Annotated in this window: 11 protein-coding genes and 7 pseudogenes; 8 read left to right on the top strand and 10 right to left on the bottom strand. The window is 56.5% G+C overall.

The window, feature by feature from the left end:
- Nucleotides 1-8 precede the first annotated feature (8 nt).
- The 4 genes and pseudogenes from edd to J5289_RS26870 all read left to right on the top strand — a co-directional run bounded on the left by edd (nt 9) and on the right by J5289_RS26870 (nt 4,236).
- A pseudogene (gene edd / locus J5289_RS26880) lies at nt 9-1,800 on the top strand (phosphogluconate dehydratase).
- Between the two features lie 69 nt (nt 1,801-1,869).
- A pseudogene (locus tag J5289_RS26875) lies at nt 1,870-2,926 on the top strand (aldo/keto reductase).
- Nucleotides 2,927-3,171: 245 nt separating this feature from the next.
- Nucleotides 3,172-3,282 (top strand): annotated as a pseudogene (locus J5289_RS29975) (LacI family DNA-binding transcriptional regulator); the annotation flags it as partial.
- 75 nt (nt 3,283-3,357) lie between these two features.
- A complete protein-coding gene (locus J5289_RS26870) occupies nt 3,358-4,236 on the top strand; it encodes a substrate-binding domain-containing protein (RefSeq protein ID WP_247750854.1) in 879 nt (292 codons plus the stop codon).
- A 47-nt stretch (nt 4,237-4,283) separates the two neighbouring features.
- Here J5289_RS26870 and J5289_RS26865 read toward each other — a convergent pair.
- The 4 genes and pseudogenes from J5289_RS26865 to J5289_RS26850 all read right to left on the bottom strand — a co-directional run.
- Nucleotides 4,284-4,692: pseudogene (locus tag J5289_RS26865) on the bottom strand (TrbI/VirB10 family protein); the annotation flags it as partial.
- A gap of 272 nt (nt 4,693-4,964) precedes the next feature.
- A complete protein-coding gene (gene istB / locus J5289_RS26860) occupies nt 4,965-5,699 on the bottom strand; it encodes an IS21-like element helper ATPase IstB (RefSeq protein ID WP_017996675.1) in 735 nt (244 codons plus the stop codon).
- 5 nt (nt 5,700-5,704) lie between these two features.
- A pseudogene (locus J5289_RS26855) lies at nt 5,705-5,866 on the bottom strand (IS21 family transposase); the annotation flags it as partial.
- 329 nt (nt 5,867-6,195) lie between these two features.
- On the bottom strand, nt 6,196-7,224 hold the full coding sequence (locus J5289_RS26850) for an IS110 family transposase (RefSeq protein WP_209208108.1): 1,029 nt from the start codon (nt 7,222-7,224) through the stop codon (nt 6,196-6,198).
- A gap of 119 nt (nt 7,225-7,343) precedes the next feature.
- Between J5289_RS26850 and J5289_RS26845 the strand changes: the two genes are divergently transcribed.
- Nucleotides 7,344-8,404 (top strand): IS630 family transposase gene (locus J5289_RS26845; RefSeq protein WP_209207806.1). Its coding sequence is split into 2 segments (ribosomal slippage): nt 7,344-7,836 and nt 7,836-8,404, totalling 1,062 coding nucleotides; the frame shifts between segments, so codons are not numbered across the junction.
- A gap of 18 nt (nt 8,405-8,422) precedes the next feature.
- Here J5289_RS26845 and istA read toward each other — a convergent pair.
- Nucleotides 8,423-9,751: pseudogene (gene istA / locus J5289_RS26840) on the bottom strand (IS21 family transposase); the annotation flags it as partial.
- Between the two features lie 113 nt (nt 9,752-9,864).
- Between istA and J5289_RS26835 the strand changes: the two are divergent.
- Together J5289_RS26835 and J5289_RS26830 are read left to right on the top strand one after the other, a co-directional pair.
- Nucleotides 9,865-10,361 (top strand): annotated as a pseudogene (locus tag J5289_RS26835) (transposase); the annotation flags it as partial.
- Nucleotides 10,358-10,702, top strand: a complete 345-nt coding sequence (locus J5289_RS26830; RefSeq protein ID WP_209207807.1) for a hypothetical protein — start codon at nt 10,358-10,360, stop codon at nt 10,700-10,702. The pseudogene J5289_RS26835 and the gene J5289_RS26830, both read left to right, overlap by 4 nt.
- Before the next feature lie 67 nt (nt 10,703-10,769).
- On the opposite strand, the gene J5289_RS26825 is transcribed toward J5289_RS26830, so the two are convergent.
- Nucleotides 10,770-11,402, bottom strand: a complete 633-nt coding sequence (locus tag J5289_RS26825; protein ID WP_209207808.1) for a TetR/AcrR family transcriptional regulator — start codon at nt 11,400-11,402, stop codon at nt 10,770-10,772.
- A 383-nt stretch (nt 11,403-11,785) separates the two neighbouring features.
- On the opposite strand from J5289_RS26825, the gene J5289_RS26820 reads away from it, so the two are divergent.
- Nucleotides 11,786-12,985, top strand: a complete 1,200-nt coding sequence (locus tag J5289_RS26820) for an IS256 family transposase (protein ID WP_209207809.1) — start codon at nt 11,786-11,788, stop codon at nt 12,983-12,985.
- A gap of 160 nt (nt 12,986-13,145) precedes the next feature.
- Here the strand turns inward: J5289_RS26820 and J5289_RS26815 are convergent, their stop codons facing one another.
- From J5289_RS26815 to J5289_RS26800, 4 genes are all read right to left on the bottom strand, one after another.
- Nucleotides 13,146-13,739 (bottom strand): TIGR00730 family Rossman fold protein, encoded by a 594-nt coding sequence (locus J5289_RS26815; RefSeq protein ID WP_202034259.1) that lies wholly within the window; start codon nt 13,737-13,739, stop codon nt 13,146-13,148.
- A gap of 127 nt (nt 13,740-13,866) precedes the next feature.
- Nucleotides 13,867-14,475, bottom strand: a complete 609-nt coding sequence (idi, locus tag J5289_RS26810; protein ID WP_174075830.1) for an isopentenyl-diphosphate Delta-isomerase — start codon at nt 14,473-14,475, stop codon at nt 13,867-13,869.
- A 112-nt stretch (nt 14,476-14,587) separates the two neighbouring features.
- On the bottom strand, nt 14,588-16,213 hold the full coding sequence (locus tag J5289_RS26805) for a radical SAM protein (protein WP_209207715.1): 1,626 nt from the start codon (nt 16,211-16,213) through the stop codon (nt 14,588-14,590).
- 76 nt (nt 16,214-16,289) lie between these two features.
- The gene (locus J5289_RS26800; protein WP_209207716.1) at nt 16,290-17,048 is read right to left on the bottom strand and encodes an isopentenyl transferase family protein; all 759 of its coding nucleotides are present in this window, start codon (nt 17,046-17,048) and stop codon (nt 16,290-16,292) included.
- Nucleotides 17,049-17,621: the final 573 nt, after the last annotated feature.

The raw sequence follows: 17,621 nt of genomic DNA, 5'->3' as shown, positions 1-17,621 counted from the left end.
CAGTTTTTATGAGCGTCAAAAAGTCTACCCAGGCCGTCACCGACCGCACTGCGGCCCGGAGCGATAAATCGCGCCGCGAATATCTCAATCGTATCGTGGAGCAGAGCCGAGAAGAGGTTCACCGGGGAGCGCTTTCATGTGGCAACCTTGCTCATGGCTTCGCCGCCTGCTCCCTTTCAGACAAGGAAAGATTGGCTGACTCTCTGGGTCTGAACCTGGGCATCGTCACATTCTACAATGACATGTTGAGCGCCCATCAGCCCTACGCTACCTGTCCTGATATTATCAAGGAGGCGGCCCGCTCGATGGGCGCGAGTGCCCAGGTGGCGGGCGGCGTGCCGGCCATGTGTGACGGCGTAACCCAGGGGCAGCCCGGGATGGACTTGTCCCTGTTCAGCCGCGACGTCATCGCGATGCCCACGGCGATTGCGCTCAGCCACAATATGTTCGATGCCACTATCTATCTCGGCGTCTGTGATAAATTCGCGCCGGGCTTGTTGATTGGTGCACTATCCTTCGGCCATCTGCCCGCTGTCTTTGTGCCAGCCGGGCCTATGACATCAGGCCTCTCGAACGATGAAAAGGCACGCATCCGGCAGCTGTCGTCCGAAGGGAAAATCGATCGCGCCCGGTTGCTCGACGCGGAGGCGAAGTCCTACCACTCTGCCGGCACATGCACCTTCTATGGCACGGCCAACTCGAACCAGATGCTCATGGAGATTATGGGCCTCCATATTCCAGGTTCTAGTTTTGTCAATGCGAACACTCCCTTGCGCGATGCGCTCACGCGTGAAGCTGCGCGCCGTGCACTCTCGCTCACCGCACAGGGTAGCAACTACACTCCGATCGGCCACATTATCGATGAGCGAGCGATTGTAAACGGGACTGTCGGGTTGCTTGCAACCGGCGGTTCGACGAACCATACGCTTCACATCATCGCCATTGCGCAAGCGGCCGGCCTGGATGTTACGTGGGAGGATATGAGCGATCTGAGCGACGTCGTGCCGTTGCTCACCCGTGTCTATCCGAACGGATCGGCTGACGTGAACCATTTTCATGCCGCCGGAGGCATGGGCTTTCTCATCCGTGAATTAATTGACGGCGGGTTTCTCCACGGGGACGTCAACACGATCTGGGGTCGCGGGCTTCGGCGGTACGCTGTCGAAGCAAGATTCGTGGGAGCTGACTTGGTATTCGAGCATAAGGCCGAACTGTCCGGTAATTCTAGGGTCCTCGCACCGGTGGAAGAGGCCTTCTCGCCGAATGGCGGACTGAAGGTTCTGGCGGGAAAAATTGGCAAGTCGGTCATCAAGGTTTCCGCCGTTAAGCCGGAGAATCGCGTGATCGAGGCGCCGGCGCGGGTCTTTCATACACAGGATGAGCTAAAGCAGTCTTTCAAAAATGGGGAACTCAATGGTGATGTCATCGCTGTTGTTCGTTTTCAAGGCCCCAGATCAATCGGTATGCCCGAACTGCATAAGCTCACTCCCGCACTTGGAGTGCTGCAGGACCGAGGGTTCAGAGTGGTCGGGCGCGTCGGGCAAGGTTCCGGCCGCAATCCACGTGACCCCGGAAGCGTCGGATGGTGGTGCCATTTCCAAAATTCGAGATGGGGATCTCATAAGGCTGGATGCAATCGCGGGAACACTGACGTTCCTCGGTGATGAACGAGAGTTCTTGTCACGTCCGCCCGCCCGCCACGACCTCAGTTCGCAGCACTTTGCCATGGGCCGCGAACTCTTTGCCCGCTGTCGCTCCATGGTCAGTCCCGCCGATCGCGGTGCGAGCGTGCTTGGGTAGCGTCTGAAGCGACTGGATCGGTCTCGCCGCTTATTCTGAAAAGATTTCAAGTCCAAAGGGAGGAAATTCATGGAATACCGTCAGCTCGGCCGTTCGGGCCTCAAAATATCAACTCTGACAATGGGGACGATGACGTTCGGCGGCGTAGGGTGGGCGCGCAAGACCGGCGATCTTGATGTCTCCGGAGCACAGCGTCTTGTCGATATTTGCGTCGATTCGGGCGTCAATCTGATCGACACAGCCGACGTCTATTCCGACGGTAAGTCCGAGGAGATCATCGGTGACATCCTAGGTGGGAAGCGGAAGGATGGCGTGCTGATCGCAACCAAAGCCCGCTTCCCGATGGGTAACGGCGTAAACAACGCCGGAAATTCCCGCTATCATCTAATCGAGGCCTTGCGAAGCCAGTCTGCGGCGTCTGAAGACCGATGTCATTGATCCTTTCCAGTTGCACGAATGGGATGGTCAGACGCCGCTGGAAGAAACGATGGAGGCGCTCGATACACTCATGCGCCAAGGCAAGGTGCGCTACATCGGCTGCTCCAACTTCTCAGGCTGGCATATCATGAAAGCGCTTGGGGTAAGTGAGCGGGACAAACGTCAGCGGTTCGTTAGCCAGCAGATCCACTATACACTCGAAGCTCGCGACGCCGAATATGAGTTGCTTCCGATTTCTGTCGACCAAGGCCTCGGCGTGCTTGTCTGGAGCCCGCTTGCTGGCGGTTTGCTCTCTGGAAAACATCGCCGCAACCAGGCAGCACCGGAAGGCAGCCGCCAATTCGCCGGCTGGACCGAACCGCCAATCCGCGACGAAAACCGACTATGGAACATTGTCGAGACCCTTGCTTCAATTGCGGAAGGCCGCGGCGTCTCAGCGGCCCAGGTTGCGCTCGCGTGGCTGGTCGGTCGAAACGCGGTGACTTCCGTCGTTATCGGAGGGCGCACCGAAGCTCAGTTTAAGGACAATCTCAATGCGTCCGAGCTGAAATTGAGTGAAGAAGAACGCAAACTGCTCGAGGACGTCAGCCTCCCGCCATTGCTCTATCCCTATTGGCATCAGCGTAATGAGGCGACCGACAGGCTCAGCGAAGCAGATCTCGAATTGCTCTCTTCGCACTTGAAGTAGCGATGGTATGGTCCGGGCGCTTCGGCGCCGACCTGCTCGGCGTAAGTCCAAATTCTTAGCCGAGCAGAGACACTCAAAGAAATGTGCAGGTTTATTGTCAGTACCGGAGCAATACTCCCCAATAGCGCACTTCTAGGGAAAATTCGCGCGGCATTGACAGTTTATGTCCGAGTTGGAACCAAGATGGCTTTGTTGAACACGCCAAACTCGTACCCAGTCCCACATTTTTCCAGAACGGATCGCTTATGAGAAACCACGGCCGGCTACCCGACGCTCCGACAATCGCCGACGTTGCTCATGCCGCGGGCGTTTCGAGAGCCACGGCTGCGAGAGTTCTTGGCCATTATGGAAATGTCCGTGAAAAGACGCGCAACCTTGTTGTAGATGCCGCCAGACGCTTGGCATACCGACCAAACCAGCTTGCAAAGAGCATGGCCACTGGCCGCAGCAGAATGATCGGTCTGGTTGTAGAAGCGATCGAGAATCCCTTCTCGGCTCAGGCTGTTGGGCTAATTGCCGACATTGCTGGTGCGCATGGTTATGTCGTGATTTTGGCGACTACCGATGGCGATATAGAGCTCGAACGTGACGCTGTGCGCGATCTACTGGCTAAGCAAGTGGATGGGTTGATCATCGCTCCGACATCAAGCAGCACGATAGAGCATCTCATTGGCGCATCGCAGCGAGGCTGTCCGGTTGTCCTTCTCGACCGACGGGTGCCTGCTCTTCGTGCTGACACGTTCGCGGTCGACAATTTCTGTGCATCGTATGATGCTGTAAATTCGCTCATTGGTCGAGGCCATCGCAATGTTGCTTTGGTGTCCAAAGCCCCCATCCATGGAGAATTGTCGTCCGTCACCGAACGTGTCGATGGTTATCGGGCAGCATTGCGTGACGCTGACATCGAGATTTCGCTTGACCTTATCCTTCTCGGCGCCTGGGACACACAGAACCTTGCGAAGCAAGTGCGTGCGCTTTGCGTTTCCCCGACCAGGCCTACCGCATTCTTGGCCACAGACAGCTCCGTCGCCCTCGTTCTACTCGGCGTTCTTCGGAAGATGGACCTTGTCATTCCGGGCGATGTTTCTTTTGTCTGCTTTGACGATGCTGATTGGACCGCCGCTATAACGCCGCCACTGACTGTGATTTCACAACCAGTCAGCGATCTGGCGACAGCCGCGACAGAGCGTCTGATTATCCGTTTAGAGGGCCGAGCTTCCGGCCCTGGCGTAGAGACCCTGCTGCCGGCGACCCTTATTCACCGGGCTTCCGTGAGCGATGCGTCGCAACGCCCGGCGTGGGATGGCTGAGCCTTTCGCTGTCAAACCTTTGCGTTTGATGACATTTCACCTCGCTGTCAGCCTTTGTAGCCACCGGCGAAAATGATGTCTTGATCAACAAGAACGTTGAACTTGTAACCGGGACGGATTTCCAACGTCGGCTGGACGTCGAGGTTCCTGTTGATCGTACGTTCGGTGACACGCCCGAACGTCTCGGCAAAATTCCGTCTTGCTGAATCGGAGGCCGTATCCTGGGTCGCCAGCGTCGAGCTTTGAGGCAGCGACATATCGATGCCGGTTCCAATCATCGCGATCAGCTCCGCGGAACCGAAGGCTCTTCAGGTAGTGATTGTTCACCCTGTCGTTGATGCCGCTATAGCCCTGCGCGTCCGTGCCGGCCATTCCGCCGATCTGCAACGTCGAACCGTTCGGAAAGATGATGTCTGTCCAGACGACCAGCACCCGGCTCTGACCCAACAAGACCCTGATAGTCATTGGTGCTTGGCCCGCGCGTTCGAATCATCACCATTAGACATATCGACTAGCAGGCTGTTGAAAAAGCCCCTGGCACAAAGACTTTGGTCGTGATTCACTGACTTCGTCGAGATTCGGAGTGTCAATCAGCACCGAACATTGACCCCTTGGACTTGCTTATCCAATTTTGACCCCCCTGTGCTGTAGATCAGCGCTTGGCCTGCCCGGCGCTGGCCGGGGTTGCAGAGGGTAGGCCAAGTGCGGGTGATGATCTTCTTCGGCTTTTAGCTTTGAGAGCGGTTCTTGAAGCGCCAGGACTCGTTGCCGGTCTCGACAATCTCGCAGTGATGGGTCAGGCGGTCGAGAAGTGCCGTCGTCATCTTGGCATCGCCGAACACCGTCGGCCATTCACCGAACGCCAGGTTCGTGGTGACAATGATCGACGTGCGCTCGTAGAGCCTGCTGATCAGATGGAATAGGAGTTGGCCTCCGGCCAGGGCGAAAGGCAGGTATCCGAGTTCGTCGAGGATGATGAAGTCGAGACGATTGAGATAGTCGGCCGTCCGCCCTTGCTTGCCGCTGCGCGTTTCCGTTTCCAGCCGATTGACCAGATCGACGACGTTGAAGAAGCGCCCGCGTGTTCCGTTGCGGATCAGTGCACGGGCAATCGCGATGGCGAGATGGCTCTTTCCGGTTCCCGTGCCGCCGACGAGGACGACGTTACGCTGATCGGCGACGAAGGTGCCGGTAGCCAGCTCCCGCACCAGGGATTCATTGACCGGCGTATCGGTGAAGTCGAAATCGTCGATGTCCTTAGCGAGGGGCAGCTTGGCGATGCTGAGTTGGTAGCGAATGGAGCGGGCCTGCTTCTCGGCGATCTCCGACTGCAAGAGATCACCGACAATGCGCGGCGGCTCGTGCTGCCGTTTGATGCCGTTGCCCATGACCTCGTCGTAGGCGCTGCGCATTCCATAGAGCTTCAGCGTGCTCATCAGTTCGAGAACCTGTGTGCGTTCCATCAGCTTGCCCTCCTGAGGCTGTCATAGCGTGCGCAGTCGGCGACCGGTTCATGGGTCAATCGAAGCGCATCCGGGGTTTGCAGGGTTGCGGCCGGAGCCGGGTCACGACTACGAGCCAGAATGTTGATGATCACCGAGGCCGAGCAGACGCCCTGGTCCAGCGCCTCCTGATACCAACGAGCGCGATGTGTGACTCTGTTGGGGTTCCCCAAGGTCGACGAATCTTCTGTGGTTGCCGCCCGTGATGCAAGAAGTCTTTGAACCGAAGGTCATGTGATCGAGTGCGGTCTTCTGTGAGGCCTGTAGATACGGCGTTTACAGAAGCCGCTGGCCGGTATGGTGATCTGCGGGTCGGGTCCAAATCTGAATCCCGAGCTCTTCTGCTCATGATTCAAGGCTGGTTTTCCCGATCCAGATCTTTTCGATCATTTGCCCATTCGGGTCGTCGCCTTCTCACACCCCTTTTTCCGACATTAGGCTACCTACAACACCTTCATCATGTTGTTGGCGCCTGTGCCGGAACTCGATAATCCTCATGTTTTGTCAGCAATGCCCAGACCGTGCGCGCCATCTTGTTGGCCAGTGCGATCGCGACCAACATTCGGGGCTTTCGCGCGAGCATGCGCGCCAACCACGATCCTTCGGGTATGGATTTCCGGCCCAGCCAGTTCAGGCGTGTCATTGCCCCAATAATCAGCAGCCTGCGGATATCAGACTGCCCTGACTTGGAAATGCGTCCCAGTCGTTGTTTGCCGCCCGACGAGAACTGACGTGGCACAAGGCCGAGCCATGCGGCGAAGTCACGGCCACGCCGGAAGTTCTCCATTTGCGGAGCAAAGGCTTCGATCGCCAGGGCTGTCAAAGGGCCAACGCCAGGAATGGTCTGCAAGCGCCGCGCCGTGTCAGCTTCAGCCGACAATGCCTTGATCTTTGCGGTCCGTTCATCGATGCGAGCCGTCTTCTCAGCGATCTGTTTCAACAAGTCGCGGCATTCTTCAAGCATCAACACAGGCAAGTCGCTGTTTTGCCCGTCCAAAATCTCTTCAATACGCTTGAAGTGGTTACGACCTTGAGGAACAACATGGCCATATTCATAAAGGCATGCTCTCAGCGCGTTGATCAGTTCTGTGCGCTGATGGACGAGGCGTTCTCGAGCCCGAAACAGAATCGCTCGGCTCTGCTGATCCGCGGATTTTGGCTCCACGAAGCGCATTTCCGGTCGCTGGGCCGCAATTACGATAGCCTCCGCGTCCGTCGCATCGTTTTTCTGTCGCTTGACGAACGGCCGTACATATTGCGCCGCGATCAGCTTCACTTCGTGGCCAAGCCTAACCATCTCACGTGCCCAGTAATGCGCGCTGCCGCAGGCCTCCATCACCACCAACGCCGGTGGGTGTTCCGCCATGAACTTGGAAAAGTTCTGCCGTGACAGCTTCTTTCGAAACCTGACTTGCCCGCTCATCGAAGCACCGTGCAGTTGAAAGACATTCTTTGCCAAATCCACGCCAATCATCGTATCGTTCATAACGGTTGCCGTCCTTTCCGCTAAGTGGTCACAACACCACATCTTGGCACATTGCGATGCCGTTTTGGGAGGGCGGCAACCACCCCATCTGAATCGATGGCGCAAACAGGAGGTTTGCAATGGGTTCAGCGCTTTCGTTGCGGCAGGATTTCGATGGTGCGGGTCTGCGTCTACTGGCGCGGCAGACGAAGGATGCCAATCAGGCACGACGCCTATTGTCGCTGGCCTCGATCTATGATGGCGGTTCACGCGCGGATGCGGCCCGGCTTGGCAGCGTGACGGGTCAAATCGTGCGCGACTGGGTGGTGCGTTTCAATGCCCGCGGCCCCGATGGGCTGATCAACGGCAAGGCTCCAGGGGGGCGGGCGAAACTGAATGATACCCAGCGGCAGGCATTAGCAAAGATCGTGGAACGGGGACCGATTCCGGCCGTCGATGGCGTCGTGCGATGGCGGCGCAGAGATCTGGCGCAGTGGATCTTCGAAGAATTCCGTGTCTCCATGGACGATACGACGATCGGACGAGAGCTGAAGGCTCTGGGCTTTGCCAAGATCTCTGCGCGTCCCCGCCATTATGCGCAGAATGAGCTGGAGGGCGACGCTTTTAAAAAGACTTTGCAGCCGCGCTTACAGAGATCCGGGCCAAACGCCCGCCCGGCACGGATCTCGAAATCTGGTGGGCCGATGAAGCTCGCATAGGACAGAAGAACAAGATCACGCGCCGTTGGGCACGTCGGGGAACCCGGCCTTCTGCACCGCACGATCAGCGCACCATGTGGGCGTATATCTTCGGCGCAATCTGCCCCAAGAAAGGCAAGGGGGCAGGTCTCGTTCTTCCCTATTGCGACACTGGTGCCATGCAGCAGCATCTCGACGAAATCAGCCTTGCCGTCGATAATGGAGCACATGCAGTTCTGATTCTCGACCAGGCGGGTTGGCATACGACGCCGAAGCTAAAGATCCCTGATAACATCACCTTGTTGTTTCTACCGCCGAGATCGCCCGAATTGAACCCGGTGGAGAACATCTGGCAGTACATGCGCGACAACTGGCTGTCGAACCGCATCTTCAAGGATTACGACGACATCGTCGCGCACTGCTGCCAAGCCTGGAACAAGCTCGTCGACCAGCCGTGGAAAATCATGTCCATCGGGCATCGTCAGTGGGCGCATCGGTCATGATCAGCGCTCGTTGGTATGACAGGCCGCATCGACGGCCGTCAGACCATCGGTGGGAACGCATGCAAGGATTGTGACCATTTGCCGATCACCGTCGTGGACGCTCTTCAGGCGCTTGCGGACCTTCTCCATCGCCGCTGGCAACACCCAGTCCCTGAACGGTGCGCCGTTGCGCAAAGCGCCGGGTTTGCGAGCCAGAACGGGGACATAATGCCAGGGATCGTAGATCGTCTCGCCACGGCCAAAGCAACGCGGATGCTCACCGACGTTCACGCCGTCCTGCCTGATGACGATCTTCTCGGCATAGGCGTGAACCTCAACAGGGCGGCCGACCGCAGTCGAGAGGACGGAGTATTTGTTGTTGTCGAAACGGACCGTGCAGGTCTTCGACACCGAGGCCGGGACGCTGTGGAAACCATCGAACGGCCCGACGTAATGCACGAGGCTGCCGCGTTCCTCCTCGAACACCTGCCAGATCATTCGCTCGGTCTGTTCAGGATGACGGTGTGCCTTGGCGTAAGCGATGCACTTATCGAGCAACCAGACATTCAGCTCATCCAGGCTTTTAACCCGAAGACGTGGTGTGAAGAAGCGTTCTCGAACCAGTCCGACCTGGTTCTCGACCTGTCCCTTCTCCCATCCGGATGCGGGCGTGCAGGCAACGGGATGGACCAGATAGTGGCTGCACATCTGCAGGAAGCGGCGATTGTATTGTCGCTCCTTGCCGACGAACACCGCCTCGACCGCAGTCTTCATGTTATCGTAGATGCCGCGCGTGCAGGTGCCACGGAAGAAGGCGAAGGCCTTGTCATGGGCATCGAACACCATCTCCTGGCTCTCACGCATATAGGCTCGGGCGAACATCATCCGGCTGTGGCAGAGCCGGACATGCGCGACCTTCACGGTCGTAGTCACCCCGTTGACCAGAATGATCTCGTGGCTCCAGTCGAACTGGTAGGCTTCGCCTGGCGCGTAATAGAGGGGCACATAGGCTTCCGCCGTCACGGCTCCCCGGTTCTTCGCCCAGGTCTTGGCATATCGCCGGATCGCGTCATAACTGCCGTCGTAGCCGAGTGCTCGGACCTCCTCGTAAATCCGGATCAGCGTCAGCCGTTCGCGCGATGCCTTGCCTTCGTTGGCAATGAGGAACCGTTCAATATCACCCTTCCAGGCTCCGATCCTGGGCAACGGTTGATGTTCTCGTTTGTAGACAAAATCAGTCGCATCAGAACGCAGGATTTTGCGAACCGTATTACGCGAAACATTCAGCTCTCTGGTGATCTTCTTCACCGACCAGCCCTGAACATGGAAGGCTCGTCGGACACGGGCAATCGTATCCACTCTCTTCAACTCCCCACCCCATCCACTGGCAAAAGCCGGATGGTCGGATGAAATCCAAGGGGGGTCAAAATTGGATAAGTATCACCCCGCCAGAGGGGTCAACATTCCATGCTTAAACACATGCAAGACTTTATAGGAAGGGCAAAGGCAAGGAGGCCAAGCTGTGCTTCATGGGGCATGGGCTGATGGAAACCGCCATGGCCTGCTGGTCGACGCCTGCCTCACTGAGGCCAGCGGATATGCCGAACGGGTCGCGGCGCTGCAGATGATTGAACCCTTCGCCGATCGGCCACAAGCGATCACGTTGGGTGCCGACAAGGCCTATGACACAAGGGACTTCGTCAAAGATTTGCGGTCGATGAAGGTGACACCCCATGTGACGCAGAACATCAATGGTCGCCGCTCGGCCATAGACGGGCGCACGACGCGCCATTCCGGCTATGGGATCAGCTTGCGCATCCGCAAGCGCATCGAGGAGGCGTTCGGCTGGATCAAGACAGTCGCGGGGCAGGACAAGACGAAGTTCCGTGGCCGCGACCGCGTCGGATGGGCCTTCACCTTCGCGGCTGCCGCTTATGATCTGGTGCGGTTACCGAAATTGATGGCGGTGTCGTCATGAGCGCGGCTTCAAACTGCCGCCTGATTGGCCGCTGGCGGATCGTCGAGGCCGATCTATGGGATCGGGATTATCTCGACCTGGTTGAGCCTGCGGCAATCATCATCGGGGCCGACGGTTATGGCGAAATCGCCTTCGGCGCGATGCAAGCGAGCCTCGATCTCGGCTACAGGCCGTCCATGGTCTTCTTCAGATGGGGCGGAAGCGACGAAATGGACGAAGTCTCGGGCGACGGTCATGCCGACCTACTCGATGACGGCGCGATCGAGATCACTTTCGCATACAACAACGGAGACGAGGCCGTGCTGAAGGCCAAACCAGAGACTTCTTCAACAGCCTGCTAGACGTCTCAAGCGGCCAACCTTCGACGTCACCTGTTAATATACCACGGCTAGGAGAACGGTTGGGCGATTAAATGTCAACCGCCAAGCGAACCAAATCGGCGCCCTTGTACGAGGAAAGCATCGTCTGAACGATACGCAAGCCATCAGATTTCAAGTCGAATTTCGAATCATCCTCCAGCCAGGTCTGAAACGTTCCACGCATTGCAAACCAAAAGGTATATGCCGCAGTGTCGGACGTCCAAGGAGCTAGTAATTCCTTCCTCGTCTCGGCGAATCCAAAGACGCTCCCTAACGTACCTCGCACCTCCTGCTGGAACTTGCGATCTTCATTATAGAAGGCAACCGTATCGGAGACTTTCTTATCATAGATCTGGAAAATCCGCCTGCAGTTTTCATTGTCAGCGAAGTAGTTAATGGCTGATGCGGCAAACTCAGCGATTGCCTTCAATGGCTTCTCAACCATCCCCGCGTCATGGAGCCTGCCCAGTTTTCTTGCATGCCAGCACAGCTCATCACGCAATGCCAACAGAATGTGCATTTTTTGTCCGAAATGCCACTGGACGGCGCCGGTTGTTACAGCCGCTTCAGCAGCAATTTCCTGCAAGGAGGTGTCATCGTATCCTTTTTCGATAAAAATAGCTTCGGCAGAGCGTAAAATCCGCATCCGGGTAGCTGCAGCCTCTTCCGACGTTCTTCTCATAACTCACCTGCCCTGTGGCCAATCGCATCCTTTTTGGAACGCACCTCAGCCCGGCATCCCGCGAGAAATAAGAAATATGAGATCTGCCATGGTTTGCCACAGCGATTTCGTTACAAAATTAACAGAGGAATCACAGGTACGTTAGGGCAGCTGCGCGCTCGTGGTACCAACTCGTTTCGAGACACCGCATTTCACAATTCACTACCGTTCAATGCGATCAATGCGATCGTGTCCCGCCGGGTGGTGTAGGTTGTGGAGGGTAGCAAAGGCGAGTGCCCGCGCGCTTCCATAGCGCTGTAGCGGGTGATCGGCTTTGCGGGCGGCCACCAGTGTTTTCCGTTAGGGTCGGGTTGTTGAAGACCAACCTGACGGAAAGATCACCGATGACCAAAGACATGATGGACGTGCGCTCGCTTGTTGAGAAGAGCGCGGATGCAGATTTATTGCGTGAGATGATCGGTTTTGCCGCCGAGCGGCTCATGGAGCTGGAGGTCGGCTCAGCCACAGGTGCCGATTTCGGCGACAAGAACCCGTTGCGGCTTGCTCAGCGCAACGGCTACCGTGACCGTGATTGGGAAACCCGAGCTGGGACCGTGGAGCTTCGCATTCCGAAGCTGCGCAAGGGCAGCTACTTTCCGAGCTTCCTCGAACCCCGCCGCATGGCAGAGAAGGCTCTGACGGCGGTCATCCAGGAAGCTTATATCCAGGGCATCTCGACCCGTTCAGTTGACGACCTGGTCAAGGCCATGGGGATGAGTGGCATATCCAAAAGCCAGGTGAGCCGTCTCTGCGAAGAAATCGACGTTAAGGTGAAAGCGTTCCTCGACAGACCGATCGAAGGCGACTGGCCATATCTATGGGTCGATGCGACCTACCTCAAAGTCCGACGCGGCGGACGGGTTGTCTCTGTCGCTGTCATCATCGCCGTCGGCGTCAACAGTGATGGCCGGCGCGAGGTCCTGGGTATGGAGGTTGGCACGTCAGAAGCCGAACCGATCTGGACGGAATTTCTGCGCAAGTTGAAACGCCGAGGATTGCGCGGCGTCAAGCTTGTCATCTCCGATGCCCATGAAGGTCTCAAAGCGGCCGTGACCAAGGTTCTCAATGCCACCTGGCAGAGGTGCCGGGTTCACTTTATGCGGAACGTCTTGGCGCATGCCGGAAAGAGCGGTCGGCGGGTCGTCTCCGCCTTCATCGCAACGGCCTTTGCCCAGGAAACACCGGAGGCGGCCAGCGCTCAATGGCGTAGTGTCGCCGACCAGATCAGGCCGAAAGTGCCAAAACTTGCCACCATCATGGACGATGCCGAAGACGATGTTCTGGCCTACATGACCTTCCCGAGAGAGCACCGGGCAAAGCTACACTCGACCAATCCGATCGAGCGTCTCAACGGCGAAATCAAGCGCCGCACTGATGTGGTCGGTATCTTTCCCAACGACGAGGCAATCGTCCGTCTTGTCGGGGCGCTGCTGCTCGAACAGAACGATGAATGGGCCGTGCAGCGCGCCCGGTACATGACCCTTGAGACCATGGCCCAAATGAGCGATGATCCCCAAATCAGTTTGCCAGCAGTGGCTCGCTGATATCCCCTCCGACCTCAGTCGGAAAGCACGGCAATCAGCCGCGACCTACACCACGTCCAGGGGCACGATCTTCAATGCAATTTGGTATCACTTACTTGCCTCTGTGCCTGCCACTACTGTCACTGCTGGATATCGTCAGCAACTGGCAAAGCGAGCTCAGTTAGCGGCGGAGCGCACCTAAAAAATCGCTCTGCTCTGAACGTGACTTTAGCGTGGCGCTACCTTTTGCCATCGCAGACAAGAGCGCCTCAGCGTCCTCCTCGACGAGGAGGATGTTGCGATGGCTTGCTGTCACGAACGCCTCGTCAACAACGTGATCAAGAAAGGATTCGAGCTTCCTATAAAAGCCTGCGGTGTCGAGCAGCCCACAGGGTTTACTATGGTAGCCAAGCTGCGCCCATGTCCATACTTCGAACAGTTCTTCAAGCGTTCCCAATCCCCCTGGCAAGGCGATAAAGCCATCCGACAGCGCTGCCATCAGCGCTTTGCGCTCGTGCATGGTCTCGACAATGCGCAGATCAGCGAGACCAGTGTGCGCAACCTCATTCTCGGCCAGTGCACGCGGGATTACCCCAATAACCTCTCCGCCATTGCTTCGGGCTGCATCGGCGATCGTCCCCATCAAACCGATCGAAGCGCCGCCATACACCAATCCGATGCCTGACGTCGCGAGAGCTTTGCCGAGGCGCTTTGCTGCGCTCACATAGTCTGGTTTCCGGCCGTTGTTTGAGCCCGAAAAGACGCAATATCTCAAACGCTCCTCCCATCGACAAATGAACATTACGCAAGATTGGCTTTGAATATTCCAATCCACCAAGATCCGTTTCGAGCGCCCAGACCAGGGCACGGAATAGCGCGGCCAAATCGTCGTAACCAGCGTCTCATATTTTTGCTCTGGCGGCTTCTGGCAAGCTCAGCTCATCCGCTATGGGCCATTGCGATGGATCCGCATTAAAGGATGCGAGCAGTTCGACTTGCGCGCGACACCATGGCGACACCAGCAAGCGCCCATCCTGTAAGCTTTCGACAAACCATTGCCAATCCACCCATTGCCACGCAGACACCTCATTCAGATCGGGTGTTACGCTCAAGGTTTGGCAGCGGGCGGTGAACACGGGGCACAATTCATGTTCGGTGATCCCATTCGTCATTGCTGCGCGATAGGAAAACTCGGGTAGCACAAGGCGAATGCCATTTACCTCTATCCCCAATTCCTTTCGAACCCGGCGCTCGATTGCTTCAATCAACGATTCACCCGGCCGCGGGTGCCCACAGCAACTATTGGTGAGAACGCCGGGCCATGTAATCTTGTCCGATGCCCGCCGCGTCACGAGCAGCTTCTTGTCGTCATCAAAAATGTAGACCGAAAAGGCAAGGTGCAACGGTGTATGGGCGTGATGGATTTCGGACTTTGGAGCCGTGCCGATGGCCTCACCATGCTCGTTGCACAAAATGACCTTTTCGGAGAGTGCATTCGTCGAAGTGTTCATCAAACACCTCCAGGGTTGGAAAGCTGCATGCAACCTGATCGGTGGACGGTCATCAGCCTCTTCAGAAATGGCAACGTGTGGAAGTGAACGCATGGCGTCGTTAAACTCAGGGTCAAGCCGTCGTCACACCATATCCATTAAGTTGCCCGAGAAGTTGACTTTCAAGAAGCTGCGCTTGCCCTTCGTCCTCGACGTCCGCACTGATCATTCCGAGACGATCGACTAATTTTTCTACTACGGCGTTCCGACGTCCGGAGTCATTGCTTATAAGCGGACCCTCGAAATCGTGTTGCCAAGATCGGAAGTTTGCGGTGTCGCTTTTCCATCGAACCTCCCTTAGAGTTTCGAGCTGCAATCGCTGCGCTGTATCGGAGTCCATCCCGATGTGGCTCCAGATCCGTGCCTCGCCGCTCGGGTCATCAACTTTGAGGTTGAAGCGTTCTGCATCTTGCCAAACAGGCATGGTCTCGTCCTGAAGCATGCAAACGTAAAGAGCGAATTCTCCGGAATACTCGTTGACAAGGAACGCCTTCGTCTCCTCGAACATATCGGGAGTTTCCCCTGGATAACCGACAATAAACGACACGAAATGTTTGATCGTGCTTCCGTCTAGAAGCTCATGAGCTACACGATTTGCTCGCGCCGTGACTTTCTTGTCCATGTTCCTGAGGCTCGCATCGCTCATTGACTCGAAGCCGATGAACAGAGATTTGCAGCCGGCGTCTTCGAGCTGATGGACGAGCTCGGCATCTTTGATTGAATTTGCTCGCGTGTATGCTTCCCATTGAATGTCGATGGCAGCTAGTTTCGGCAAAAGCTCCCTGAGGCGCTTCGGAGGTACGGTAAACGTTGAATCCAACGCTTTGACGTAGCTTGCGCCGTTTTGAACTTTATAGTGCTCCCAATCGCTCGCGATTTTATCTGCGGACTTATATCTCCACAGGGGCGATGCAGCCGGGAATGAGCAAAATTTGCAACTGAACGGACAACCCCGCATCGATTCGTAAGGTACAACCGGTGCATGACCGGTTAGCGCGGGTGACGGGTATTGGTCCAGGTCGATATAGGCGATCGGCGTAAGCTGTGGTCGGCCATTTACATCGCGAAACACGAGATTAGGAACGCTGGTGGGATCACCTCCCTTGAGCTTACTGAGCAAATCCGGCAACGCAAATTCGGCATCTCCGCGAATGATAAAATCGACGCTCCCATGATCTCGCATAATCTGCATGAACTTGAGATTGCTGTATTGACCACCAAGGATCAGGATTGCATCGGGGAATCGCAGCTCGATCCAACTTATCGCCTGAAGCAAGCTGCGCCGGTCCCAGATGAAGGTGGTTGAGAGGAGAACGACATCGTAAGAACCAGCGGGTTCGCCTCCAACCCCTTTCCAGATATTTTCAGTTGGCATTGCGTCGAACTCAACTCCCCCCTCAGTGAGAATGGACTGCAGCGTGAAGGTCGTGAGGTGGAACGTTCGAGCCGGTTGGGACGCGCCTTTGGCAGCAGAGCTATTGCTCATAGCCCTTGCCCCGCCGCCATCTCGACGTGCACGAAGCAACGGCACGACCCCCCCATCGTCGGCTTTATACTGAAGGCGCGAGAGATCAAATCTGGCCCTACCAGAGCCGACGGCAGCCATTTCAGGATTGATAAGGAGCTCGAAGGATGAACCACGCAGCAGCCTGTTATCGGGAAATTCCGGCCCCATTCCGGAGATGAGCAAGATAGTCATTTTACCTCACGGTTGGCAAAGTTTCAGATTGACGCGTAGCTCGAAAGTAAGCTTTTGCTGAATCTCATGAGTAGACCTAGCCCAACGATCTAAGGTCCCGGGGGCTCCCAGTATCATGTGAAGCCGGGAGACGAGTGAGCCCAACATTCCCGCCTTCTTGCCAGTCAGGGAACTCGCGCTCTTGCCACCGCGCGTGTTCAAGATATTCCTCGGCAATGGCCGCTATCAGCGCCTCCCGCCGCATCGGATCGAGATGTAACAACTCGCTGATTTCGATGTTATTTTCCCTGGCGAACTGTATCGCGCAGCGATATCCGTCGATGTCCTCCAATACTGGCCGGAGAACTTCCTGGTTCCAGAGATCCGCCAATTCCTCCAGCAGGGATGGGCGCTCGTCCTTGATGGCAAACATTTCCGTAACTCGAAGTCTTGCCCGCGGCAGGAAAACATCCGGAGTCGCAAGACGCAGGCGCCTTACGTGCCACCTGAAACCGGCATTCCAATAGGAGTCCTTGGCCATGCAGTTCAGAAGGGAAATCGAACCGCCTTCGAGGATGAGGCCAGGGGAAGATTTGCGATCCTCTATTGCCGATATGAGCTGGAGATGAGCGGCCTCTGCTTCCATCACGCCTTCGGTGAGTGGGCGCGAATCTAGGTAGATTCGCTGGGTGGATTGCAGCTCCGACTCTAAAGGACGCCCGCTGCCGGTGGCGATTTGAGGGCAGCATTGTACTCGATCCAGCGCGATAACCGGCCATCCGGTCTCTCGTGCAATTTGGATTGCCAAGTCTGTTTTTCCGCTGCAGGTGGGTCCATAAATAAGATAGATTAGCATTCGCATCTCGCTCTTTTTTGGTAACTGGTGCCATCGGGCGTGACGCGGCACGATCTGATAACCGTGCCGCTTGATCGGGTTTGAAAAGTATGCGCCGCGCACAGTATAAAAAGAACAAATGTCCGAATTCGAAGTCTCGAATCCAGAAATAATGATAGTATTTGTTCCGGGTACAACCTTAACAACAGAGATTGGTGTTCGCAATACGGATAGAAACATTAAAGATATACATTAATAATGTAAATATACTGATTGTAATGCCAGAATCCCAATGCTTGTACTAGAAGTTTCGTTTCAGTTGACATCGATTCCCCAACCGACCCCGCGGGTGATCAACTTGCAGGGTGTGCCGCCGCTAAACAACGACCATGTGCTGGACGGCGCGCATATCTTGCTGTCGGCCTACGACGACTGGCAGCTATACCGGGCGCCGCTGGCGGCTGGGGTCGCGGTCTAGGTCTGGGGCAAGGGAGGCCCTGACGGACTTTTGCACTTTCTGCATGGCGTCTCGCCTGACGGGCGGGAGCTTGCCTTTGTCGGCGTTCGGGCGCGGATCACCGGGCCAGCCTCGTG

Source organism: Rhizobium sp. B230/85 (genome assembly GCF_019355735.1).
GTDB classification, from domain to species: domain Bacteria; phylum Pseudomonadota; class Alphaproteobacteria; order Rhizobiales; family Rhizobiaceae; genus Rhizobium; species Rhizobium rhododendri.
Note: the sequence above shows the minus strand (reverse complement) of the source record. Positions and strands in the feature narration are given on the sequence as shown.